Annotated in this window: 22 protein-coding genes; 15 read left to right on the forward strand and 7 right to left on the reverse strand. The window is 76.6% G+C overall.

Annotated features, from left to right (window positions below; all coding sequences use genetic code 11):
* Positions 1 to 1,192 (reverse strand): UvrD-helicase domain-containing protein (locus KVT14_RS13795; RefSeq protein WP_308161075.1); only part of this gene is annotated, 1,192 nt, incomplete at its 3' end.
* 155 nt (positions 1,193 to 1,347) lie between these two features.
* Here KVT14_RS13795 and KVT14_RS13800 point away from each other — a divergent pair.
* Positions 1,348 to 2,085, forward strand: coding sequence for a TetR/AcrR family transcriptional regulator (locus KVT14_RS13800; protein WP_217616196.1), 738 nt, complete (start codon positions 1,348 to 1,350; stop codon positions 2,083 to 2,085).
* A gap of 42 nt (positions 2,086 to 2,127) precedes the next feature.
* Positions 2,128 to 2,352, forward strand: a complete 225-nt coding sequence (locus KVT14_RS13805) for a DUF3107 domain-containing protein (RefSeq protein ID WP_147794234.1) — start codon at positions 2,128 to 2,130, stop codon at positions 2,350 to 2,352.
* A 79-nt stretch (positions 2,353 to 2,431) separates the two neighbouring features.
* Here the strand turns inward: KVT14_RS13805 and KVT14_RS13810 are convergent, their stop codons facing one another.
* Positions 2,432 to 3,202 (reverse strand): ferritin-like fold-containing protein, encoded by a 771-nt coding sequence (locus KVT14_RS13810; RefSeq protein ID WP_217616197.1) that lies wholly within the window; start codon positions 3,200 to 3,202, stop codon positions 2,432 to 2,434.
* A gap of 142 nt (positions 3,203 to 3,344) precedes the next feature.
* On the opposite strand from KVT14_RS13810, the gene KVT14_RS13815 reads away from it, so the two are divergent.
* Positions 3,345 to 4,619 carry an MFS transporter gene (locus KVT14_RS13815; protein ID WP_217616198.1) on the forward strand — a complete coding sequence of 425 codons (1,275 nt, stop codon included), beginning with the start codon at positions 3,345 to 3,347 and terminating at the stop codon, positions 4,617 to 4,619.
* A 263-nt stretch (positions 4,620 to 4,882) separates the two neighbouring features.
* Positions 4,883 to 6,700, forward strand: a complete 1,818-nt coding sequence (locus KVT14_RS13820) for a DEAD/DEAH box helicase (protein WP_217616199.1) — start codon at positions 4,883 to 4,885, stop codon at positions 6,698 to 6,700.
* Positions 6,701 to 6,891: 191 nt separating this feature from the next.
* On the opposite strand, the gene KVT14_RS13825 is transcribed toward KVT14_RS13820, so the two are convergent.
* The 3 genes from KVT14_RS13825 to KVT14_RS13835 form a co-directional block, all read right to left on the reverse strand.
* Complete coding sequence (locus tag KVT14_RS13825) at positions 6,892 to 7,767, reverse strand: oxygenase MpaB family protein (protein ID WP_308161076.1); 876 nt, start codon at positions 7,765 to 7,767, stop codon at positions 6,892 to 6,894.
* A 215-nt stretch (positions 7,768 to 7,982) separates the two neighbouring features.
* A complete protein-coding gene (locus KVT14_RS13830) occupies positions 7,983 to 8,606 on the reverse strand; it encodes a MarC family protein (protein ID WP_147794239.1) in 624 nt (207 codons plus the stop codon).
* On the reverse strand, positions 8,603 to 9,445 hold the full coding sequence (locus tag KVT14_RS13835) for a PHP domain-containing protein (protein WP_217616200.1): 843 nt from the start codon (positions 9,443 to 9,445) through the stop codon (positions 8,603 to 8,605). The genes KVT14_RS13830 and KVT14_RS13835 overlap by 4 nt, the downstream gene beginning before the upstream one ends.
* A 77-nt stretch (positions 9,446 to 9,522) precedes the next feature.
* Here KVT14_RS13835 and KVT14_RS13840 point away from each other — a divergent pair, with 77 nt between their 5' ends.
* Positions 9,523 to 11,091 carry an aminopeptidase P family protein gene (locus tag KVT14_RS13840; RefSeq protein ID WP_217616201.1) on the forward strand — a complete coding sequence of 523 codons (1,569 nt, stop codon included), beginning with the start codon at positions 9,523 to 9,525 and terminating at the stop codon, positions 11,089 to 11,091.
* A gap of 66 nt (positions 11,092 to 11,157) precedes the next feature.
* On the opposite strand, the gene KVT14_RS13845 is transcribed toward KVT14_RS13840, so the two are convergent.
* Entirely contained in the window at positions 11,158 to 11,907 is a 750-nt protein-coding gene (locus KVT14_RS13845; protein WP_217616202.1) for a general stress protein, read from the reverse strand.
* A gap of 161 nt (positions 11,908 to 12,068) precedes the next feature.
* On the opposite strand from KVT14_RS13845, the gene KVT14_RS13850 reads away from it, so the two are divergent.
* From KVT14_RS13850 to KVT14_RS13890, 9 genes are all read left to right on the forward strand, one after another.
* Positions 12,069 to 13,412 carry a CBS domain-containing protein gene (locus tag KVT14_RS13850; protein WP_217616203.1) on the forward strand — a complete coding sequence of 448 codons (1,344 nt, stop codon included), beginning with the start codon at positions 12,069 to 12,071 and terminating at the stop codon, positions 13,410 to 13,412.
* The gene (locus tag KVT14_RS13855) at positions 13,405 to 13,950 is read left to right on the forward strand and encodes a DUF1003 domain-containing protein (RefSeq protein WP_217616204.1); all 546 of its coding nucleotides are present in this window, start codon (positions 13,405 to 13,407) and stop codon (positions 13,948 to 13,950) included. The genes KVT14_RS13850 and KVT14_RS13855 overlap by 8 nt, the downstream gene beginning before the upstream one ends.
* Before the next feature lie 49 nt (positions 13,951 to 13,999).
* Positions 14,000 to 15,166, forward strand: coding sequence for an Mrp/NBP35 family ATP-binding protein (locus tag KVT14_RS13860; RefSeq protein WP_217616205.1), 1,167 nt, complete (start codon positions 14,000 to 14,002; stop codon positions 15,164 to 15,166).
* Positions 15,167 to 15,467: 301 nt separating this feature from the next.
* Positions 15,468 to 15,755, forward strand: coding sequence for a PspC domain-containing protein (locus KVT14_RS13865; RefSeq protein WP_217616206.1), 288 nt, complete (start codon positions 15,468 to 15,470; stop codon positions 15,753 to 15,755).
* Positions 15,756 to 15,862: 107 nt separating this feature from the next.
* Positions 15,863 to 16,669 carry a DeoR/GlpR family DNA-binding transcription regulator gene (locus KVT14_RS13870; protein WP_217616207.1) on the forward strand — a complete coding sequence of 269 codons (807 nt, stop codon included), beginning with the start codon at positions 15,863 to 15,865 and terminating at the stop codon, positions 16,667 to 16,669.
* Between the two features lie 5 nt (positions 16,670 to 16,674).
* Positions 16,675 to 17,937, forward strand: coding sequence for a galactokinase (gene galK, locus KVT14_RS13875; RefSeq protein WP_217616208.1), 1,263 nt, complete (start codon positions 16,675 to 16,677; stop codon positions 17,935 to 17,937).
* Between the two features lie 238 nt (positions 17,938 to 18,175).
* Positions 18,176 to 19,204: an efflux RND transporter periplasmic adaptor subunit gene (locus KVT14_RS13880; RefSeq protein WP_217616209.1), complete on the forward strand. Its 1,029-nt coding sequence runs from the start codon at positions 18,176 to 18,178 to the stop codon at positions 19,202 to 19,204.
* Positions 19,201 to 20,019: an ABC transporter ATP-binding protein gene (locus KVT14_RS13885; RefSeq protein WP_217616210.1), complete on the forward strand. Its 819-nt coding sequence runs from the start codon at positions 19,201 to 19,203 to the stop codon at positions 20,017 to 20,019. The genes KVT14_RS13880 and KVT14_RS13885 overlap by 4 nt, the downstream gene beginning before the upstream one ends.
* Positions 20,016 to 21,218, forward strand: a complete 1,203-nt coding sequence (locus KVT14_RS13890) for an ABC transporter permease (RefSeq protein WP_217616211.1) — start codon at positions 20,016 to 20,018, stop codon at positions 21,216 to 21,218. The genes KVT14_RS13885 and KVT14_RS13890 overlap by 4 nt, the downstream gene beginning before the upstream one ends.
* 4 nt (positions 21,219 to 21,222) lie before the next feature.
* On the opposite strand, the gene KVT14_RS13895 is transcribed toward KVT14_RS13890, so the two are convergent.
* Complete coding sequence (locus KVT14_RS13895; RefSeq protein ID WP_217616212.1) at positions 21,223 to 21,795, reverse strand: ArsR family transcriptional regulator; 573 nt, start codon at positions 21,793 to 21,795, stop codon at positions 21,223 to 21,225.
* Positions 21,796 to 21,851: 56 nt separating this feature from the next.
* Between KVT14_RS13895 and KVT14_RS13900 the strand changes: the two genes are divergently transcribed.
* Positions 21,852 to 23,165, forward strand: a complete 1,314-nt coding sequence (locus KVT14_RS13900; RefSeq protein ID WP_217616213.1) for an MFS transporter — start codon at positions 21,852 to 21,854, stop codon at positions 23,163 to 23,165.
* The last annotated feature ends 9 nt before the right edge of the window (positions 23,166 to 23,174 follow it).

Consider the following 23,174-nt stretch of genomic DNA (forward strand, 5'->3'; position numbering starts at 1 on the left):
GGCCCCCCACTCGGACCCCGGGCGCCGCGGTCCCGCACACCGGCGCCCCGGCCCCCGGCACCGGCAGCGCCCGCCGGTGCGCCGCGCCGCCGACCACCGCGATCCGCTCGGCCACGCGCGCCGCCACGCCCCGGAGCACCGGCCCGTGCCGCCGCACGCCGTCGAGCACCAGCCGCGCCGCGCCGAGCTCGCCCGGCCCGGTCCCGGCCACGTCGGCCCGCCCGACGAGCGCCGGCGTCGCCCCGCGGAACGTCTGCACCGCGGCGTCCGGGTCGGCGAGCAACAGCAGCCGCGCGCCGTCGTCCTGCAGCACGCGCAGCAGCCGCGCCGTCGCCTCGGTCGCCTCCTGGTAGTCGTCGACCACCACCAGCCGCCACCGCGGGCGGGGCCCGGGCAGCTCGTCCTCCCAGGTGCGCAGCACCTCGGCCGCCTCCTCGACGACGACCGCCGGGTCGTAGCGCGCGCCGGCGTCGGGCGTGCTCGCCCGCAGCGTGGTCACGTCCACGTACTCCTGGTACAGCCCCGCGGCCGCGACCCACTCGGGCCGGCCGTGCCGCTCGCCGAGCAGCGCCAGGTCCTCGGGCTCGACGCCGCGCTCGGCCGCGCGCATGACGAGGTCGCGCAGCTCGCCGCGGAACGCGCGCAGCGTGAGCGCCTCCTCCGGCACGCCGGGGGGCCAGGCCAGCGGCACGCCCTCCCCCGCCGCGTGGCCGGCGAGCAGCTCGGCGAGCGCGAGGTCCTGCTCGGGCCCGGAGATGAGGGTCGGCGCCGGGTCCCCGAGGAGCGCCGCGCGCGCCCGCAGCACCGCGAACGCCGCGGCCGCCGGGGTGCGCACCATCGCCTGGCCCGTCGTGCGCCGGACCCGCGCGCCGATCCGGTCGCGCAGCTCGGCGGCCGCGCGGCGCCCGGACGCGAGCACCAGCACCTCGTCCGGCGACGGCAGGTCCGGCGAGGGGAACAGCCCGTCGTCGTCCGCCCCCAGCGCCGCCGCCACCGCCTCGACGGCGAGCAGGGTCTTGCCCGTGCCCGCCGCGCCGACGACCAGCAGCGCGGGGTCGGCGCCCGCCACGACCCGGTCGACCACGGCCCGCTGGTCCGCGCCGAGCCGGACCGGCGGCGGCACGTCCGCGAGCGCGGGCCGCACGAGGCGCAGCCCGGCCGCGGAGGGCGGGCCGGCGGGGGTCGGGGTCACGGCCCCGATCCCATCACACGGCACCGACACCCGAGGCACCCCGAGCGCGCGCGTCCCCAGCCCGTCGGCGGGGCCCTCGGAGGGCGGCCGGGCCGGTGCGTGCGTAGCCGCGGACGCCCCGCTGAGCGCCCGCCCGCCGTGGCTATCATCGCCCGATGGACCAGCCCCCCGCCGGCCGCGGACGCCCGGCGCGCATGCCCCGCGCGCTCCGCCGCGCGCAGGTCCTGGCGATCGCCCAGGAGCTGTTCACGTCCGAGGGCTTCCACCACGTGTCGATGGACGACATCGCCGACCGCGCCGAGGTGAGCAAGCCGGTGCTGTACCGGCACTTCCCGTCCAAGCTCGACCTCTACCTCACGGTCGTCGACGCCCGCGGGGACGAGCTGCTGTCCGCCGTCGACGCCGCCGTCGCCATGCACCCGCCGGGCGAGGTCCGGCCGCACGACGCGCGCGCCATCCTCACCGGCGTGGTGCGGGCCTACGTGGACTTCGTCGACGGCGCCGGGGAGTCGTCCGCCCTGCTGTTCGAGTCCGACGTCCGGCACGACCTGGAGGTGCGCGCGCGGGTCGAGCGGGCCACCGAGGCCGTCACCCGCCGGCTGCAGTCCGTCCTCGGCGAGGTCGCGGGCGTGCCGGCGGAGACCGCCGCCCTGCTCGCGCCGTCCGTCGCCGCGATGGCCCAGGCGGCCGCGACCCGCCGGCTCCGGTCGCCCGACGGCAGCACGGCGCGGGACACGGCCACGCTGGTCGCCCGGCTGGCGTGGGGCGGTGTCGCCGACTTCGTGCCCGGGGACGCCGGGGCCGCCGCGGACCCCGGCCCCGAGCCGGACGACGTGTCCACCCAGGGCGAACGCGGCCCGCTGGACGGCCCCGCGGGCGTCCGCCCGGCCTAGGATGACCGGGCAGCGACACGACGGACGAGGAGACGACGAAGCGTGGACATCACGATCGGTGTGCAGAACCTGCCCCGCGAGCTGGTGATCGAGTCGGACCAGACGGCCGACGAGGTCACCGCCGCCGTCACCGAGGCCCTGAACGGCAAGCCGGTGCTCGAGCTGACCGACAACCGGGGCCGGCGCGTCATCGTGCCGTCCGCCTCGATCGGCTACGTCGAGATCGGCACGGAGTCGAAGGGCCGCGTCGGCTTCGGCGCGATCTGAGCAGCACCCGCAGACGCAGCGACGCCCCGCACCGGTGATCCGGTGCGGGGCGTCGTCGTCCCCGGCGGGGCTCCCGCCGTCAGGCCGTCAGGCCCAGGCGGGACATGCGGCGGGTGTGCTCGGCCGTGAGCTCGCCGAACAGCTTCGCGGGGGCCGCACCGTCGGCCTCGGCCGCAGCGGCCGGCGCCTCCGCGACGGGCGCGGCGGCGGGCTCCTCGGCCGCGGCCCGGGCCTCCGCCTCGCGGCGGGTCACCAGCCGACCCAGGGCGGGGTGCGCGGACATCGCCTGCTGGACGACGCCGAGCGCCTCGCCGACCAGGCGGCGGCCCCACAGCGCGAGCCGGGACACCAGCACCTCGTCCTGCGCCCCGGCGGCCTCGAGCTCGCCGACGGCGAGGTTCGCGTGCGCCGCGTCGTCCAGCACCTCGAGCAGGAGCGCGCGCGACCGGTCGTCGACGGCGGACGCCGCGATCCGGCAGAAGTCGTCGGACACGCCGTCGGCCACGTAGGACCGGAGCAGCCGCTCCCACCAGGTGCTGGGCTGCGTGCGCGAGTCGAAGTCCTCGAGCAGCCGCGCGTACGCGCCGAGGCACCGCTCGGGCTCCCCACCGAGCTCGACGACGCGGGCGAGCACCCGGTCGCGGCGGTCGACCGCGGCAGCGGCCAGCCGGCTGAGCTCGAGCTGCTGGGCGGTGGTGGGGGCGACGCGGGCGTCCTCGGCGAGCCGGTTGAACGCGACGTGCTGCAGGTGGGCGACCAGCCCCAGCAGCTCGACGGTGTCGGCGGCCTCGGGGGCGTGCTGCGCCGGCGGCTGGGCCTGCGGCTGGGCGTCGTGGGCGACCTCGGTCATCCGTCCAGGGTAGCGCCGTGCCCGCAGGGGGCCTCGCCCGGGCCGGGTGCACCCGGCTACGATGGGGCCAGCTGAGGGACACCGGACGCGACCTGGAGGCGGGGAGGCGCGTCGCCCGTCTCGTGCACCCGGAGGGTCCCTCGTGTCCGCCCTGAGCGCCTACGCGCGTCTGTTCCGCCTGGCCGGCCCGGCCTACGTCCTCGTCGCCTTCCTCGGCCGCCTGCCGATGGCGATGGCCCAGCTCGGCACCCTGCTGCTCGTCTCGACCGCCACCGGCACCTACGGGCTCGGCGGCCTCGCCGCGGGCGCGCTCGCCGTCGCGAACGCGGTCGGCGCGCCGGTCGCCGGCGGCCTCGCCGACCGGTACGGGCAGCGCCCCGTCGTCCTCGTGCAGTCGCTCGCCGGCGCGGCCTCGCTCGGCGCGCTGACCCTGCTCGCGCACCAGGGCGCGGGCGGTGCCGCTCTCGTCGCGGTCGCCGCCGTCACGGGGCTCACGCTGCCCCAGGTCGGGCCGCTCGCCCGCGTCCGCTGGCGCCCGATCACCGCCGGCACCGGCCCCGAGCAGCGCCGCCTGGTCGACGCCGCGTTCTCCTACGAGGGCGCGGTCGACGAGGCGTCGTTCGCCATCGGCCCGGCCCTGGTCGGCGTCGTCGCCGTGTGGCTGTCCCCCGCCGGCGCGCTCGTCACCGCCGCCGTCCTGCTGGCCGTGTTCGGCACCGCGTTCGCCCTGCACCCGACCGCCCGGCGCACCGCGACCGGCCCGCACGCCCGCCCCTCCGGCCGGCTGCTCACCCCGGCGTTCGCGGTGCTCGTCGTGGCGCAGGCCGCGGTCGGCGTGCTGTTCGGCGCCACCCAGACCGGCACCACCGTGCTCGCGACCCAGGCGGGCCAGCCCGGGCTCGCGGGCCTGATCCACGCCGTGCTCGGCGTCGGCAGCGCGGCCGCCGGCATCGGCACCGCGTTCATCCCGGCGCGGATCGGGCAGGAGCGCCGGGTGCTCGTCGCCGCGTGCGCGCTCGTCGCGCTGTCCTGGCCGCTGCTGCTGGTCGACTCCCTGCCCGCGCTGACCGCCGCCGTCGCGGTGCTCGGGTTCGCCGTCGCGCCGTACATGATCGGCGTGTTCTCGCTGGGCGAGCGGGTCGTCCCCGCGGGGCGCACCGGCGCGGCGATGACGGCCCTCGCCTCGGCGACCGGCGTCGGCTACGCGCTCGGGTCGAGCATCGCCGGGCGGCTCGCGGACGCGTCCGGGCACACCGCCGCGTTCGCGGTCACGGTGACGACGACCGCGGTGGCGCTGCTGGTCGCGGCGACGCAGCAGCGCCGGCTGCGGGCCGCGGTGCTGGCGGCGGGGACCGCGCGCGGCGCGGACGGGGAGGCCTCCGAGGAGCGCTCCCCGGAGGGGGCCGTCGCGGGCTGACGACCGGCCGCGCGCCGCAGCGGAGGGGGCGGCGCGCGGGCGGCGGGCCGGTCCCGGCGCGCTCCGGGCGGTCTCCGCCGGACTCCCGGCACGCCTGCCGCCCGCCACCTCCCCGCGGTGCCGGCGCCCCTGCGCGTATCATCGGGCGTGTTCATCGGTTGCCCGGTCGTCCCGACCACGGTGCGCCGAGCGAACCGCGGCGCCCACGGCGCCCGGCCCGCTCTCGCTGACTTGCACGATCGGCTGCCGGACCACCTGTGGCGATGCCCGTCGCGGACCCCCTCGCGGGGCGCGACGCGCGGCACGCCACCTTCACGAGTGAAGAGCAGTCCGTGACCTCGACCGAACCCAGCACCACCGACGCCCTCGCGCCCGAGGACGTCGCCGTGGAGACCATCGACACCCCCACCGCCGCCTCCGTGCAGGCCGCCGACGTGACCTTCGCGGACTTCGACGTCCGCCCCGAGATCGTCCAGGCGCTCGCCGACGCCGGCATCAGCACCCCGTTCCCCATCCAGGCGATGACCCTGCCCGTGGCGCTGTCCGGCCACGACATCATCGGCCAGGCCAAGACCGGCACCGGCAAGACCCTCGGCTTCGGCGTCCCGCTGCTGCACCGCGTCGTCGCCCCCGGCGAGGAGGGCTTCGACACCCTGCCCGCGCCCGGCAAGCCGCAGGCGATCGTCATCGTCCCGACCCGCGAGCTCGCGGTGCAGGTGGCCGGCGACCTGGAGACCGCGTCCAAGCGCCGCTCCGTGCGCATCGCCCTGCTCTACGGCGGCCGCGCCTACGAGCCGCAGATCGAGATGCTGCAGCGCGGCGTCGAGGTCGTCGTCGGCACGCCGGGCCGCATGATCGACCTGATGAACCAGGGCCACCTGGACCTGTCGCGCATCAAGTGCGTCGTGCTGGACGAGGCCGACGAGATGCTCGACCTCGGCTTCCTGCCCGACGTCGAGAAGCTGCTGGCACGCACCCCCGCCTCGCGGCACACGATGCTGTTCTCGGCCACCATGCCGGGCGCCGTCGTCGCGATGGCCCGCCGCTACATGACCCAGCCGACGCACATCCGCGCGAGCGAGCCGGACGACGCGGGCCAGACGGTCAAGAACATCAAGCAGGTCGTCTACCGCGCGCACGCGCTCGACAAGGTCGAGGTGCTCGCCCGGATCCTGCAGTCCGAGGGCCGCGGCCTGACCATCGTGTTCGCCCGCACCAAGCGCACCGCCGCGAAGGTCGCCGACGAGCTCGTCGAGCGCGGGTTCGCCGCCGGCGCGCTGCACGGCGACCTCGGCCAGGGCGCCCGCGAGCAGGCGCTGCGCGCGTTCCGCAACGGCAAGGTCGACGTCCTCGTCGCGACCGACGTCGCCGCGCGCGGCATCGACGTCGACGACGTCACCCACGTCGTGAACTACCAGTGCCCCGAGGACGAGAAGACCTACCTGCACCGCACCGGCCGCACCGGCCGCGCGGGGCACAAGGGCACGGCGGTCACGTTCGTCGACTGGGACGACGTCCCGCGCTGGTCGCTGATCGACAAGGCGCTGGAGCTCGGCTTCCCGGAGCCGCAGGAGACGTACTCCTCCTCGCCGCACCTGTACACCGACCTCGGCATCCCCGAGGGCACCACCGGGCGCCTGCCGCGCTCGAAGCGGACCCGCGAGGGCCTGGACGCCGAGGTGCTCGAGGACCTGGGCGAGACCGGCAAGCGCCACTCGTCCGGCCGGGACTCCGGCTCGCGCGACGGCGGCCGCGGCGGCCGGGACTCCGGCGGGCGCGGCGGCTCCGGCCCCCGCGAGGGCGGGCGTGGCGAGGGCCGCGGGCGCTCCGAGGGTGGCGCACGGTCCGAGGGCGGCGAGGGCGGTCGCTCGCGCAGCCGGCGTCGTGGCGGCTCGGGCGAGACCCCGGCGGCGTCCGGCGCGGTCGAGGGCTCGACCGGCCCCGCCGAGTCGACCACGGGCCCCGCCGAGGGCCGCGAGGAGGGCGCCGCCCCGCGCCGCCGGCGCAACCGCCGCCGCACCCGCGGCGGACGCCCGGGAGGCGAGGGCGAGTCGGCCCCGGCCGCTCCCGCGGAGGCCTGAGCCTCCCGCAGCACGACGACGAGGGCGCCCCGGCCACCCGGCGGGGGCGCCCTCGCACGTCCCGGGCGGGACCGAGGGTTTCCCGGCGAGGTCGAGGGTTTCCGGGCGAGGTCGAGGGGTTCTCCGGGGGTCTCAGCAGCAAACACTCGACCTCGGCGCGCGCCGCGCGGCGCGTACGCAGCGCGGCGGCGTCAGGCCGCGGCGTCCGCCGTCGGCGGGGCCGGGGTGGTCGCCAGGGCCCAGCGGATCAGCCGGGTGATGGCGTGCCCGCCCGCCGGCGCCAGCGTCGCGTCCAGCCACGGCACGTCCGGCAGGCCGAGCGGGGCCCGCGCCGCTCGCGGCAGGCCGGCGATCGCCGCCGCCGCGAGCACCCCGTACGGCAGCCGGACCGGCACGGGCAGCGGCGGGTCGGCGAGCAGGAACTCCGCGGCCTCCCGCGCCGCCGGCGTCCCGCGGAGCTCCGGGAGGTAGGAGTCGAGCGCCGCGTGCAGCCCCGCGGCCGTCTCGGGCAGGTCCTCGGCGCCGAGCGCCCGCCCCACCCGCGCCGACTGCGCCACGTAGGCGTCGCAGCCCGCGGCGTCGAGCGGCCGCGCCCCGTACCGCTGGTGCGCGGTGAGGAACGCGTGCGCCTCCGTGATGTGCACCCAGCGCAGCAGGTGCGGGTCCGAGGCGGCGTACGGCTCGCCGTCCTCGGTGACGCCGATGATGCGGTCGTGGATCGCCCGCACGGTCGCGACCGCCTGCGCCGCGTGCTCCGCGGTGCCGAACGTGGTGACCGCGAGGAACGTGCTGGTGCGCTGCAGCCGGCCCCACGGGTCGCCGCGGTACCCGGAGTGCGCCGCGACGGCGGCCATCGCCAGCGGGTGCCAGGACTGCAGCAGCAGCGCGGTCAGCCCGCCGACGAACATCGACGCGTCGCCGTGCACCCGCCGGATCGCGTCGTCCGGGCCGAACCAGCGCGGCCCCGGGGTCAGGTGGATGCGGTCGCGCACCTGCGGGCCGCGCGGGCCGGCGACTCTGGCGAACAGCTCGTCGCCGAGCCGCCCGCGGAGGGAGGGAGTGCTCACGCGCCGATCCTCGCCCCGCACCCCCGCGAGGGCCACCGGGGCGGCCGCCGACGCCATCCCGCTCACCGAGTGCCTACCCGACACGTCGACTGCCTATCCCCTGGGTAGGCAGTCGACGTGTCGGATGTGCACTGGCAAGCGCGGCGAGCGCGGCGAGCGCGGCGTGGCCCCGGAGGCGGGCGGCGGGGGCCGCGTCCCGCGGGCGCGACCGCGCGCTACGCCGCCTTGACGAACGCCGTCACCGCGTCCGCCACCAGCTGGACCGCGATCGCCGCCAGCAGCAGACCGGCGATCCGGGTCACCAGCGTCGTGCCCGAGTCGCCCAGCAGCCGGTGGATGAACCCCGCGAATCGCATGGCCAGCCAGAGGCACACGTGCACCAGCACGATGCCGACCGCGATCGCCACCCAGTCGGCCAGCGTCCCGTCGCTCTGCTGCACGAACACCATCACCGCGACGATCGCACCCGGCCCCGCGAGCAGCGGCGTCCCGAGCGGCACCAGCGCCACGTTGACCTTGGAGTTCCCGGACGGCTGCGGCTCCTCGGACTTGCCGGTCAGCAGCTCCATCGCGACGAGGAGCAGCAGCAGCCCGCCGGACGCCTGGAGCGCGGGGAGCGAGATGTGCATGTACGACAGCAGGCTCTGCCCGAACACCGCGAACGCCAGCACGACCCCGAAGGCCACGAAGATCGCCTGCCGGGCTGCGCGGTTCCGCTGCTGCCGGGTCATGGCGCCGGTGAGCCCGAGGAAGATCGGCACCGTCCCGGGCGGGTCCATGATGACGAACAGGGTGATGAAGACCTCGGACAGCAGCCGCCAGTCGAGCACGGCGCTCATCCGCGCACCACCGCCGTGCGGCCCCGGCGCTCGATCTCCGCGAGCACCTCCGGCGCCGTCGTGTTCTCGCCGAGCACGTTGTCCTTCCCCGTCCCGTGGTAGTCGCTCGACCCCGTGACCAGCAGCCCCAGCCGGTCGGCGAGCGCCGTCAGCCGCGCGCGCTGCTCGGGGGTGTGGTCCCGGTGGTGCACCTCGAGCCCCGCGAGGCCCGCCTCGGCCAGCTCCTCGATGTCGGAGTCCGGCACCACCCGGCCGCGGCCGTCGGCGCCGGGGTGCGCGAACACCGGCACCCCGCCGGACGCCAGCACCGCCTCGACGGCCTCGACCGCCTCCGGCGCGTAGTACGGCACGTAGTACCGGCCGCGCGCGGACAGCAGGTCGGCGAACGCGGCGGTGCGGTCGGGCACCACGCCGAGCGCGACCAGCGCGTCCGCGATGTGCGGCCGGCCGACGACGGTGCCGGGCGACTGCTGCGCGAGCACGTCGTCCCAGGTGATCGGCAGGTCCTCCGACAGCCGCTCGACGATCGCCCGGCCGCGGTGCAGCCGCGCGTCCCGGGTCTGCGCGACCACGTCCGCGAGCGCCGGGTGCGCCGGGTCCTGCAGGTACGACAGCAGGTGCACGCTGACGCCGCGCGACAGGGCGGACACCTCGGTGCCGGGGACGAGGGCGACGCCGAGCCGGCGGGCGGCGTCGGACGCCTCGGCCCAGCCGGCCGTCGTGTCGTGGTCGGTCAGCGCGACGACGTCGAGGCCGGCCGCGGCGGCCGAGGCGACCAGCTCCCCCGGGGTCTCGGTGCCGTCGGAGACCGACGAGTGGGTGTGGAGGTCGATGCGCACCGCGCAAGGCTACTCACCGGTACCGGTGACCTGCGCCGTCCGCCCCCTGGTCCCGCCCGCGGTGCCAGACTGGGCGCATGGCCACCGACCCCACGCCCGAGACCCCCGCGCCCGCCCTGTCCGAGCCCGCCGAGGGCGAGCAGACGCTCGCCGACCGCGGCTCGAACCGCAGCCAGCGCCCCCAGTCGGCCGCGTTCCTCGACTGGGTGACCTCCGGCTGGGCCGAGCGCCCGGCGAGCACCGCGGTCGCGGGCCCGGCGGCCCCGTTCACCGCCGCACGCCGCGCGCGCCTGGCCGCCGCCTTCCCGGGCGAGCGCCTGGTGGTGCCCGCCGGCGCGTACAAGGTGCGGTCGAACGACACCGACTACCGGTTCCGCCCGCACTCCGCGTTCGCCCACCTCACCGGCCTGGGCGCCGAGCAGGAGCCCGACGCGGTCCTGGTGCTGCACCCCGCCGCGGACGGCGAGGGCGACGAGCTGCCCGGCGGCGGCCGGTCGACGCACCGCGCCGTGCTGTACATGCGCCCGCTCGCGGGCCGGGACACCGAGGAGTTCTTCTCCGACGCCCGGTACGGCGAGTTCTGGGTCGGCCCGCGCCCGACGCTCGAGGACATGGCGACGGTCACCGGCATCGCGACCGCGCACAGCGACGACCTGCGCGACGCCCTGGCCAAGGACGCGGGCGCCGACGGCGTCCGGGTGCTGCTGGTCCCGGGCGTGGACGAGGCGGTCGAGGCCGTCGTCGAGGAGATCCGCGCGACGGAGGACGCCGGGGAGCGCGACGCCGCGCTGGTCGAGGCGCTGTCGGAGCTGAGGCTGGTCAAGGACGAGCACGAGGTCGCCGAGCTGCGCAGCGCGGTCGCCGCCACCGCCGAGGGCTTCGCGGAGGTCGTCCGCCGGCTGCCCGAGGCCGTGGCGCACCGCCGCGGCGAGCGCGTCATCGAGGGGACGTTCCTGTCCCAGGCGCGCGTCGAGGGCAACTACGTCGGCTACGAGACGATCGCCGCCGCCGGCCCGCACGCCACCACCCTGCACTGGACGGACAACGACGGGCAGGTCCGCGAGGGCGAGCTGGTGCTGATCGACGCGGGCGTCGAGGTCGACTCGCTCTACACCGCGGACGTCACGCGCACCCTGCCGGTCGACGGCACGTTCACCGACGCGCAGCGCCGGGTCTACCAGGCGGTGCTCGACGCCGCGGACGCCGCGTTCGCGGTCGCCGTGCCGGGCAACCGGTTCCGGGACGTGCACGCCGCCGCGATGGACGTGATCGCCGGCCGGCTCGGCGCGTGGGGCATGCTGCCCGTCTCCGTCGAGGAGTCGCTCAGCCCCGAGGGCCAGCAGCACCGCCGCTGGATGGTGCACGGCACGAGCCACCACCTCGGGCTGGACGTGCACGACTGCGCGCAGGCCCGCCGGGAGATGTACCTGGACGCGGTGATCGAGCCCGGCATGGTGTTCACCATCGAGCCGGGCCTGTACTTCCAGGTCGACGACCTCCGGGTCCCGGAGGAGCTGCGCGGCATCGGCGTGCGGATCGAGGACGACGTGCTCGTGACGGCAGACGGCAACGAGAACCTGTCGGCCGCGCTCCCCCGCACCCCGGAGGACGTCGAGGCGTGGATGGCGGGGCTGCTCCCCCGCTGACGCCGCGGTCCCGGCAGCACGACGGCCCGGTCCCCCTCCGCGCGAGGGGGACCGGGCCGTCGGTCGTCAGTCCTGCTTCTCGGCGCCCGGCTGGGTCTCGGGGGCGCCCGACGGCGGAGCGGCCGGCGGCTGGGGGGCGAGCTGCCCGTAGCGGGGCTCGGCCGGGGGCTGCGGCGCGAGCTGCCCGTACCGCGGCTGCGCGGGCGGCTGGCCGGGGGCGACCGGCGGCTGGCCCGGCGCGGGCTGCCCCGGCGCGGCCTGCTGGTACGCCGCGGTCGGGTCGGAGGGTCGTGCGCCCATCGGGTGCGCCGGCGGCACCGGCGTCGCCGCACCCACCCGCACGCCGCCGACCTCGCGCAGCATCTGCCGCGCCTCGTGCGCGCGCTCGGCCCGGCACAGCACCGCGTACTGCGCGGCGACGATCTGGCTCTGGGACGTGAAGTCCCGCTTCCCGCGGCTGGTCGCGTAGACGAGCACCGCGAGCAGCAGGCCCGCCGCGCCGCCGAACAGCACGGCCGCGAACAGGATCCCGGAGGAGCCGCCGGACAGCAGGAACAGCAGGCCGATGAACACGCCGAACCACGCGCCCGACCCGAACCCGCCCATCGCGACGCGGGCGTAGGTCAGACGACCGGTGACGCGCTCGACCATGCGCAGGTCGGTGCCGACGATCGTCACCATCTGGACCGGGAACTGGTGGTCCGAGAGGTGGTCGACGGCCTTCTGCGCCTCGAGGTACGTGCCGTAGGACGCGACCGTCTCGCCCTGGGGCAGGGTGGGCGTCTGGGGGATGCGGGCACCGCCGGTGAACGACATGCGTCCATCCTCGCCCCGCGGGGGGTCGCGGCGCCAGGCGGCACGGCCGATACGCAGGGGTTTCATGGTCCGCGTCCAGGCTCCGGCCAGGGTCGCCCGGGCTCCGGGACCACCCGCGTCGCGGCGCGCCGCACGGCCGGGCGCCGTCTACGCTGACCACCGTGAGCGGCACCGGGACCCGAGTCTTCGTCGCGCGCCTCGCCGGCACCAACGTCTTCGACCCCATCGGCGACCAGGTCGGGCGGGTCCGCGACGTCGTCGTGCTGCTCCGCCCCAAGGGCGCCCCGCGCGCCGTCGGGCTGGTCGTCGAGGTCCCGGGCAAGCGCCGCGTGTTCGTGCCGCTGACCCGGGTGACCGCGATCGACGCCGGCCAGGTCATCTCGACCGGCCTGGTGAACATGCGCCGGTTCGAGCAGCGCCCGTTCGAGACCCTGGTGGTCGGCGAGCTGTTCGACCGCACGGTGCAGCTCGCCGACGGCACCGGCTCGGCGACGGTCGAGGACGTCGCGATCGAACGCCAGCGCAACGGCGACTGGCTGGTCGCCAAGGTGTTCGTCCGCAAGCACACGGGGCGCGGCGGGCTGCTGCGCCGCCGCGGAGTCCCCGAGCTGCTCGACATCGACGAGATCGCCGGGCTCGCCCGCACGGCCGCCGACGCGCAGGGCGCCGCGCTGCTGCTCGCGCAGTACGACGAGCTGAAGCCCGCGGACCTCGCCGACGTGCTGCACGACATGGGCTCCACGAGGCGGATGGAGGTCGCGGCCGCGCTGGACGACGAGCGCCTCGCCGACGTGCTCGAGGAGCTGCCCGAGGACGATCAGGTCGCGATCCTGTCCCACCTCGAGCGCACCCGCGCCGCCGACGTGCTCGAGGCGATGCAGCCCGACGACGCCGCCGACCTGCTCGGCGAGCTCCCCGACGACCAGCAGGCCGAGCTGCTGGCGCTCATGGAGCCCGAGGAGGCGCGGGACGTCCGCCGGCTGCTCGCGTACGAGGACAACACCGCGGGCGGCCTGATGACGACCGAGCCGGTCGTCCTGGGCCCCGAGACGCCGATCGCCGCGGCGCTCGCCCACGTGCGCCGCAAGGACCTCACCCCCGCCCTGGCGTCGATGGTGTTCGTCGTCCGGCCGCCGCTGGAGACGCCCACCGGGCGGTTCATCGGCGTCGTGCACCTGCAGCGCCTGCTGCGCGAGCCGCCGCACGAGGCGATCGGCGCCCTGGTCGACACCGACATCGACCCCGTGCCCGCCGACGCCCCGCTGCTCGCGGTGACCCGCCGGCTCGCCACCTACGACCTGCTCGCGATCCCCGTCGTCGACGACGACCGCCGCCTGCTCGGCGCCGTCAGCGTCGACGACGTGCTCGACCACCTGCTGCCCGAGGACTGGCGCGAGACCGACGAGGAGGTGCAGCCCGTCCCGACGGGCGAGGTGCCCGCCGTCGGCGCCCGCGGCTCCCGCCCCGCGGCACGCCCGACCCCGAGGGGAGGCCGCCGTGGCTGACCGTCTCGACACCCCGAAGACCGCGCGCCGCAGCCTGCTGCCCAAGCTCGAGGACGACGCGTTCGGCAAGGTCTCCGAGGGCATCGCCCGGTTCATGGGCACGCCGAAGTTCCTGCTCTGGCTCAGCCTGTTCTGCGCCGCCTGGCTGGTCTGGAACTCCTGGGGCCCGGAGCACCTGCGGTTCGACAAGGCCGCCAACGGATTCACCGCCCTCACGCTCATGCTGTCGCTGCAGGCGTCGTACTCCGCGCCGCTGATCCTGCTCGCGCAGAACCGCCAGACCGACCGCGACCGCGTGCAGGCCGAGCAGGACCGGCAGCGCGCCGAGCGGAACCTGGCGGACACCGAGTTCCTCGCCCGGGAGATGGCGGCCCTGCGCATCGCCCTGTCCGAGGTCGCCACGCGCGACTTCGTCCGGTCCGAGCTGCGGAACCTGCTGGAGGAGCTGGTCGAGGAGCGCGAGGCGGCCGCCGAGCGCGACACCGGCGACGACCCCGCCGGTCCCCGCGAGCGCGAACGGGACCGCGCGACGCCGTAGGCGCCAGGTCCCGGAGGGTCGCCGCGCGGGCGCACCTACGATGGACGACATGTCGCCCGCGCTGGACACCCGTGACCCCGAGGCCGTCGCCGCCGCCGTGCGGGAGGCCCTCACCCGGGTGCTCGACCCGGAGATCCGGCGGCCGATCACCGACCTCGGCATGGTCCGGTCGGTCGACGTCGACACCACTCCGGCTGCGGGCGCGCTCGTCACCGTCGGCATCGACCTGACGACCGCCGGGTGCCCGCTGCGGGATACCATCACGAAGGACGTCACCGCGGCCGTGCGGACCGTCGAGGGCGTCGCGGACGTCCGGATGGCGCTCGGCGTGATGAGCCCCGAGCAGCGCGCGGCCCTCACCGAGCGGCTGCGCGGCGGCGCCGAGCCCGTGATCCCGTTCAGCAAGCCCACCTCGCTGACCAAGGTGTTCGCGGTCGCGTCGGGCAAGGGCGGCGTCGGCAAGTCGTCGGTGACCGCCAACCTCGCTGTCGCGATGGCGCAGCAGGGGCTGCGGGTCGGCGTCGTCGACGCCGACATCTACGGCTTCTCGATCCCGCGGATGCTCGGCGTGACCCAGCCGCCGACCCGGGTCGACGAGATGCTGCTCCCGCCGATCGCGCACGAGGTCAAGGTCATCTCGATCGGCATGTTCGTCCCGCCGGGCCAGCCGGTCGTGTGGCGCGGGCCGATGCTGCACCGCGCGCTCCAGCAGTTCCTCGCGGACGTGTTCTGGGGCGACCTCGACGTGCTGCTGCTCGACCTGCCGCCCGGGACCGGCGACATCGCGATCTCGGTCGCGCAGCTGCTGCCGGGCTCGGAGCTGGTCGTCGTGACGACCCCGCAGCTCGCGGCGGCGGAGGTCGCCGAGCGCGCCGGCTCGATCGCCACCCAGACCCGGCAGGGCGTCGTCGGCGTCGTCGAGAACATGGCGTGGCTGGAGCAGCCGGACGGCTCCCGGCTCGAGCTGTTCGGGTCCGGCGGCGGCGCGCGGGTGGCCGAGGGGCTGTCCCGGTCGACCGGCACGACCGTCCCGGTCCTCGGCCAGGTGCCGCTCGACATCCGGCTGCGCGAGGCGGGCGACGGCGGCACGCCGGTCGTGCTGACGGACCCGGACTCCCCCGCCGCCGTCGCGCTGCGCGGGATGGCGACGGCGCTCACGGCGCGGTCGCGGGGCCTCGCGGGGAAGTCGCTGGGCCTCACGCCCGTCGGCCGCTGACCGCACCGGGCGCTCCCCGGGCGTCCCGTCCGCGACCGGGGTCCGTCCCCGGTCGCTGCGGCGCGCACGCCCCCGGTCGGACGGCCGTGGCCGCGCGCCCCGGCGCCGTCCCCCCGCGGACGGACCCCGCTCGTCCGCGCGGGCGACCCGCGACCGGCGCGGCGGGGCCGCCTGCGTCGCCCGTCCGGCCGACCCCGGTCCCGGCGATCTCAGGGGCGGTCCCGGGTCGTCCCCCGATGTGCCGCACCCCCGCTCCCCGGCAGTGTTCTCGGCATCGCAACCGACCGGAGGAGAGATGACGATGAACGGGATCTACGGCTTCATGTGGCGGCACGGCCTGGTCCGGCCCCGGGAAGGCCGGGTGCTCGGCGGGGTGTGCGCGGGACTCGCGCGGCGTGTGGGCATCGGCGACTGGCCGATGCGCTGGCTCGCGCTGATCGTGCTGGTGGTGCTGCCGGGCACCCCGGTGCTCCTGTACCCGCTGCTCTGGATCCTCCTGCCGCACCAGGAGTGGGTCGAGCGGTGGCACGGTCCCGAGGCGTACGCCCGGGCGTTCCCCCTCGCGCCGGCCGCCGCCGCGGCCGCCTGAGCCGGCGGCGCACCGCGGGCGTCCCTCCGGCCCGCGGTGCGCCGCCACCCCGCGCCGCCCGCGCCTCGGATGTTGGTTCGTGTGCGGTCCTGGTGGATACTGTCGCGGTGCTCGCCAGCCAGCGTCAGGACCGCATCCTCGCGGAGGTGCGCGCGCACGGGGCCGTCCGGGTCGCCGACCTGGTCGAGCAGCTCGACGTCTCCGAGATGACCGTCCGCCGCGACATCACCGAGCTCGACCGCGCCGGCCTGGTGCGCCGCGTGCACGGCGGGGCCGTGGCCGCGGACGGCGGGCCCGGCCGCCCGACCGACGAGCCCGGCTTCGCCGAGAAGAGCACCTGGGCGACGGCCGAGAAGCGGGACATCGCCGCGCTCGCCGCCCGCACCATCGAGCCCGGCCAGGCCGTCGCGCTGTCGGCCGGGTCGACCGTGCACCTGCTCGCGCAGCAGATCGCCGCCGACCCCGCGCTGCGGCCGCTGACCGTGGTCACCAACTCGCTGCCGGTCGCCCGCACCCTGCACGAGGCAGCGGGCGGCGCGCTCGACGTGATCCTCACCGGCGGCAGCCGAACCCCGTCCGACGCCCTCGTCGGCCCCGTCGCCGACACCGCGCTCGCGACGCTGCGGGTCGACCGGCTGTTCCTCGGCGTGCACGGGCTCGACGAGTCGGGTCTGATGACCCCGAACCTCGCCGAGGCCGCCACCGACCGCGCGCTGCTGCGGTGCGCGGCCGCGGTGACGGTGCTCGCGGACCACACGAAGTGGGGCGTGGTCGGGCTCGCCCGGATCGCGTCCCTGGAGGAGGTGGACGTCGTCGTCACCGACGCCGGCCTCCCCGAACCCGCCCGGGCGGTGCTGGCCGACGCCGGCTGCGCGCTGCTCACCCCGACCGACCACCAGCCCGAGGAGCGATGACGCGCATGGAGCAGCAGCACGAGGACACCCCGGTGTGGGTCGGGGCCTGGGAGCCCGCCGCGGGGGCCGAGCGCGTCCGCGCGCTGTTCGCCGACCGGTTCGGCGCCGAGCCCGACGGCACCTGGTCCGCGCCGGGCCGGGTGAACCTCATCGGCGAGCACACGGACTACAACGGCGGCCTCTGCCTGCCGTTCGCCCTCCCCCACCGCACCTACGTCGCCGTGCGCCGCACCGACGGCGACACCGTGCGCCTGGTGTCGGCGCAGGAGAGCACGGGCGTCCGCGAGGTCGCGCTGTCCGAGGTCGCGCCCGGCGCGGTGAGCGGCTGGCCCGCCTACGTCGTCGGCGTCGCCTGGGCCCTGCGCCAGGCGGGCCACGAGGTCGGCGGCTTCGAGATCGCGGTCGACTCGTGCGTCCCGTACGGCGCGGGCCTGTCCTCGTCCGCGGCGCTCGAGTGCGCGGCTGCCGTCGCCCTCGACGCCCTGTACGGCCTCGGGCTCGCGGGCACCGCCGACGCGCCGGACGACGCCGGGCGCGCCGCGCTGGCCGACGCGTGCATCCGCGCGGAGAACGAGATCGCCGGCGCGAGCACGGGCGGCATGGACCAGGCGGTGTCGCTGCGCGCCCGCGCCGGCCACGCCCTGCTGCTCGACTGCCGCGACGGGTCGACCCGGCACGTGCCGTTCGACCTGTCCGCGCACGACCTCGCGCTGCTCGTCATCGACACCAAGGCGGAGCACGCGCTCGTCGACGGCCAGTACGCCGCCCGCCGCGCCGCGTGCGAGGAGGCCGCGTCCCGCCTCGGGATCGCGACCCTGCGCGAGATCGACCTGGACGGTCTCGGCGACGCGCTGGCCGCGCTAGCGCACGGCACCGGGCCGGTCGGCGAGGGCCGCGACGAGGTCGAGGTGCTGGTGCGCCGGGTCCGCCACGTCGTGACCGAGATCGCGCGCGTGGAGGAGTTCGTCGGGCTGCTCGACGACGACCGCGTCGAGGAGGTCGGGTCGGGGATGGACGCCTCGCACGCCTCGCTCCGCGACGACTACGAGGTGTCCTGCCGCGAGCTCGACGTCGCGGTCGAGGCCGCGCGGGAGGCCGGCGCGCTCGGCGCCCGGATGACGGGCGGCGGGTTCGGCGGCTCGGCGATCGCGCTGGTGCGGGCCGACGCGGTGGACGCCGTGGCGGGTGCCGTCGCGGCGGCGTTCGCGGCCGAGGGCCTGCACGCGCCGGCGTTCCTGGTGGCCACCGCGAGCGCCTCGGCCGCCTGACCCCACGCCGGGCGTTCGCCGAGATCGGTGCTTCTCGCCGAGATCGGTGCTCCGGACCACCGATCTCGGCCCGGAGCACCGATCTCGGTGCGCGACGGCGCGGGCCGCGGGCGCCCGGTTCGTCCTCGTGGGAAGTCGGTGGCCGAAACCGGCCCCGGTAGTCCGCTTCGCGCGGTAGCGTTCGCCGCGAGATAGCGTGCGGCACCCCGGACCGCGCGCGTGGACCGGAGGAGGCGCCGTGGGCGTCACGCGCCGGATCGTGTTCCCCGCGATCCGCATCGTCCTGTGGGCGGTCATCGCCGTCGCGCTCGCGAAGATCGCGTTCGCGGGCGCCGACCGGGTGTCCGCGGCGGAGGACCCGCTGCGGCCGTCCGCCCAGGTCACCGAGCCGCAGGTGCAGGTCACCACCGGCACCGTCACCAACGCCGTGACCGTGTCCGCGTCGGTGGTCGCGGACGCCCCGAAGCCGGTGCGGGCGACGCTCGCCGGCACGGTGCACCGGCTGCTCGCGGAGGACGGGCAGGCGGTCGCCGCCGACACCCCGGTGCTCGAGCTGCGCTCGGAGACCCCGGTCGACCCCACGGTGACGACCGACCCGGAGACCGGGATGCAGACGGTCACCGAGAACAAGCCGAAGGTCACCCGGCAGACGGTGGTCGCGGGCACGGCCGGGACGCTGCGCCTCTCCGTGCTGAAGGACCAGGTCGTGGCGGTGGGCGACTCCGTCGGCACCGTGACCCCGGGCACGCTGTCCGTCCAGGGCACGCTGACCCCGGACCAGCAGTACCGGCTGGTCGACGCGCCGGGCGAGGCCACCGTCACGCTCAAGGGCGGCCCCGCGCCGTTCACCTGCACCGGGCTGCGGATCGGCGCGGCGGCGCAGGACGAGCCCGCGGACCCGCAGACCCCCGACGCCGGCGCCTCCACCTCCGGGACCGTCTCCTGCGCGGTGCCGGCCGAGGTCACCGCGTTCCCGGGGCTGGGCGCGGACATCGAGATCGTGAACGGCACCGCCGAGGGCGCGCTCGTCGTGCCGGTGACGGCCGTGCAGGGCTCCGTGCAGAACGGCAACGTGTGGGTCGTCGGCGCCGACGGCGCGAGCGAGCAGCGCGCGGTGGTCCTGGGCCTCACCGACGGCAAGCAGGTGCAGATCGCCGAGGGGCTGGCCGAGGGCGACACCGTCCTGGAGTACGCCCCGGTGTCGAGCCTGACCGACGTCGACTGCACCGACCCCGCCACCGCCGACCCGAACGTGTGCGGCGGATGAGCCTCCTGGAGCTGACGGACGTCACCCGGTCCGTGCGGCTGGCCGACGACCGGGTGCTGCACATCCTGCGCGGCGTCACGCTGAGCGTGGACGCCGGCGAGCACGTCGCCGTGGTCGGGCGCTCCGGCACCGGCAAGTCGACGCTGCTCAACCTGCTCGGGCTGCTCGACTCCCCCACCGAGGGCGAGTACCTGCTCGACGGCACCTCGACCCGGCGGCTGTCCGGCCGCCGGCGGGCGCGGCTGCGCGGGGCGTCGTTCGGGTTCGTGTTCCAGCAGTTCAACCTGCTGACCGGCCGGACCGTGCTGGAGAACGTCGCCGCGCCGCTGCTGTACGCGCGGGGCCGGCAGTTCTGGTCCCGGAACCGGCTCGCGGCCGAGATGCTCGAGCGCGTCGGGCTGGGCGACCGGCTGGACGACCTGCCCGACAGGCTGTCCGGCGGCGAGCAGCAGCGCGTCGCGATCGCCCGGGCGCTGGTCCGCCGGCCCCGGGTGATCCTCGCCGACGAGCCGACCGGCGCCCTCGACGTCGACACCGGTGGCGCGGTGATGACGCTGCTGGACGACATCGCCCGGGAGTCCGGTGCGGCGCTCGTGACGATCACGCACGACCTCGCCGTCGCCGCGCGGTCCAGCCGGCACTACCGGCTGGCGGACGGCGTGCTGGTGCCGGTGACCCTGGTGGCCCCCGACCGGCCCGGGTCGCTCGCCGAGTGGGTGGGCGACGTCCCGACGCTCGGCGCGACCGCCGACGGGACGCCGGCCGCAGTCGGCGCCGGCCCCGACCGCCCCGCGCTCCCCGGCGGCGCCGCGTGACCGGGCTGGCCGGCGCGCTCGTCGAGGCCTGGGACGAGCTGCGGGTCCACAAGCTGCGGGTGCTGCTGTCGCTGATCGGCGTCGCGGCGGCGGTCACCGCGATCACCGGCGTCACCGCCGCCGTCGACATGCTCGGCCAGGCGATGCGGGAGCAGACCGAGCGGTGGAACGGCCGGGAGACCACGATCAGCGTCTCCGCGTGGTCGATGACCGGCACGGCCGACGGCTCGGCCGCGTCCGCCGCGATGCTCGACGTCGTCGACCGCTACGCGGTGACCTACGCGTCGCGCACCACCTGGGGCCAGGTCGCCGCCGAGCTGCCGGGCGGCGCGCAGGTGCTGAACGGCCAGATGGTCGACCCCGCGTACGGGATCATCCACCGCATCACGCCCGCGGAGGGCCGGTACTTCGTGCCGGGCGACGCGGACCGGCTCTCGCCGACGCTCGTCGTCAACGAGTCGTTCCTCGCCGCGCTCGGCGCGGACGACCTGTCCGGGCACCCGACCGTCGTCCTGCAGGGCCAGCAGCCCGTCACGGCCGAGGTCATCGGGGTGGTGCCGAACCAGTACACCGACGAGCCGCCGACGTACACGGTGCTGTTCGACCAGGCCGACCGCTGGGGCCTGGCGGTCGACCCCTGGGGCCAGGGCTCCCAGCCGCCGACCCTCGAGCTGTGGGTGCCGCCCGCCGACGTGGACGCCCTGCGCGAGCGGGTGACCGCCGACCTGACCGCGGCGCTGCCCGGGTACCAGGTCGACGCCTACACCCCGGAGGGCGATCCCGCCGTGCTGGACGCCGCCTCGCGCTGGGTGGTGGTCGCGGTGAGCGGGTTCGCCCTGCTGCTCGGCGGCCTCGGGCTGCTCAACATCGCGCTGGTCACCGTCCGGCAGCGGATCCGGGAGATCGGCATCCGGCGGTCGTTCGGCGCCACGTCGGGCCGGGTGTTCTTCGGGGTGCTGCTCGAGTCGGTGGTCGCGACGCTGGTCGCGGGCGCGGTCGGGGTGGCCCTGGCCGTCGTCGCGCTCGACCTGCTGCCGGTCGACCGCATGTTCGGGACCGTCCTCCAGGACCGCCCGCCGTTCCCGCTGTCGGCGGCACTCACCGGGCTCGCCTGCGCCGCGGGCGTCGGCGCGCTGGCCGGCCTGCTGCCCGCCGTCTGGGCGGTGCGGGTCAAGGTGATCGACGCGATCCGGTACTGAGCGGCTACCCGCGGGGGAGCCGGCCGGCGTCCTCGTGCAGGGCGAACAGGATCGAGTACGGACGGCCCTCCGGCGTCGGGCGGCGCGCGGCCAGCTCGCCGAAGAACGCGTCCACCCGGGCCATGAGCTCGTCGTGCTCCGCCGCGCTGAGCCGGACCCCGAGCCGGGTCATCCGCACCGACTCGGGGTCCGCCTCGGCGACCTCCTCGAGGAACGTCGAGAGCATGAGCTGCCACATGCCGGGGAAGTCCGGGGCGTCCCACGACTTCCGGGTCGCCCGGTAGGGCACCTCGCGGGAGCCCCGCGCGCCGCGGCGCACCGGGTCGGCCGCGAGGAACCCGCGGTCGACCAGCGTGCGGACGTGGTGCAGCACGGTCGCGGGGTTCTTGCCGAGGCGGTCGGCGAGCTCGCGGTTGGTCAGCGGCTCGTCCAGGCACATCCGCAGGATGCGGAGCCGCAGCGTGGACGCGAGCGCGCGGGCGTCGGCGTCGAGCTCGGCAGTGCCCTCGGGGCTCGCCTCGGGACTCGCCCGGGGGCCGACCTCGGGCTCGGACGCGGGGTCGGGGGCCGGTGCCATGCTCCGATCCTAATCACTGATTGACTTCTCCCAATCAGTCGCGCCACCCTGGTGCCATGTCGACCCCCGCACCCGCCGGCCCGCCGCTCGGCAGCACCGCGCCCGTCGAGCCGGACCCGCCCGGCAGGCGGCGCTCGCTCGCGCGGCACCCGGACTTCCGGCGGTTGTGGGCCGGCGACGCGTTCGGCCAGCTCGGCTTCCAGCTGACGAGCATCGCGCTCCCGGTGCTCGCGGTGCGGGACCTGCACGCCACCGAGTGGCAGATGGGCCTGCTGACCGCCGCCGAGACCGCGGCGTTCCTCGTCATCGGGCTGCCGACCGGCGCCTGGGTGGACCGGATGCGCAAGCGCCGGGTGCTCATCACGGCCGACCTGGTCCGGGCCGCCGCGCTCTCGGTGGTCGTGGTGCTCGCGCTGACCGGGCACGCCTCGATGGCGGTGCTGTACGCCGGGGCGCTGGTCATGAGCGTCGCGACGGTGTTCTTCGACGTCGCGCACCAGTCGTACGTGCCCGGGCTGGTCGGGCTCGCGCACATCGGCGAGGGCAACGCGAAGCTCCAGGCCACCCAGTCGGTGGCGCAGGTCGCGGGGCCGGCGATCGGCGGTGCGCTGCTGCGGGTGGTGCTCGCCCCCGTGCTGCTCGCGGTGAACGTCGCGACCTACCTGGTGTCCGCGCTGGCCCTGTCCCGGATCCGCAAGGTCGAGGAGCTGCCGCCCCGCGAGCACCGCCGGCCGCTCAAGGAGGAGATCGCGGAGGGGTGGCACTTCGTCGTCCAGCAGCCCCTGCTCCGCCGGATCGTGGCCTGCACCGCGATCGGCAACCTGTTCACCGCCGCCGCGGGCGCGGTCACGGTGATCTTCGCGCTCCGCACGCTCGGTCTCGACGAGGCGGCGTACGGCACCGTGCTGTCCGCCTCGGCGGTCGGCGGCCTGCTCGGGGCGGTCGCCTCCGACCGGCTGGTGCGGTGGTTCGGCGAGGGCCGGGTGATCCCGCTGTCCGCGCTGGCGTTCGCGCCGGGCGCCGCGCTGACCCCGCTCGCGGCGGTGCTGCCGTTCCCGCCGCAGGCCACGCTCATCGCGGGCGGGGCGCTGTTCTTCTTCGCGGTCGTCGTCTACAACGTCGCGCAGGTGAGCTTCCGGCAGCGGGTGTGCCCGCCGCCCCTGCTCGGCCGGATGAACGCCTCGGTGCGGTTCATCGTGTGGGGCACGACGCCGATCGGCGGACTGCTCGGCGGCTGGCTCGGGCACACCTTCGGCGCGACCACCACGCTGTGGGTGGGAGCCGCCGGCGCCGTCGTCGCTGCCCTGCCGGTGCTGCTCTCGCCGCTGCTGCGGATGCGCGAGCTGCCGGGCGCACCCACCCCGGAGTGACGCGTTCCC

The organism is Cellulomonas sp. GbtcB1 (assembly GCF_019091725.1).
Classification (GTDB): Bacteria; Actinomycetota; Actinomycetes; order Actinomycetales; family Cellulomonadaceae; genus Cellulomonas.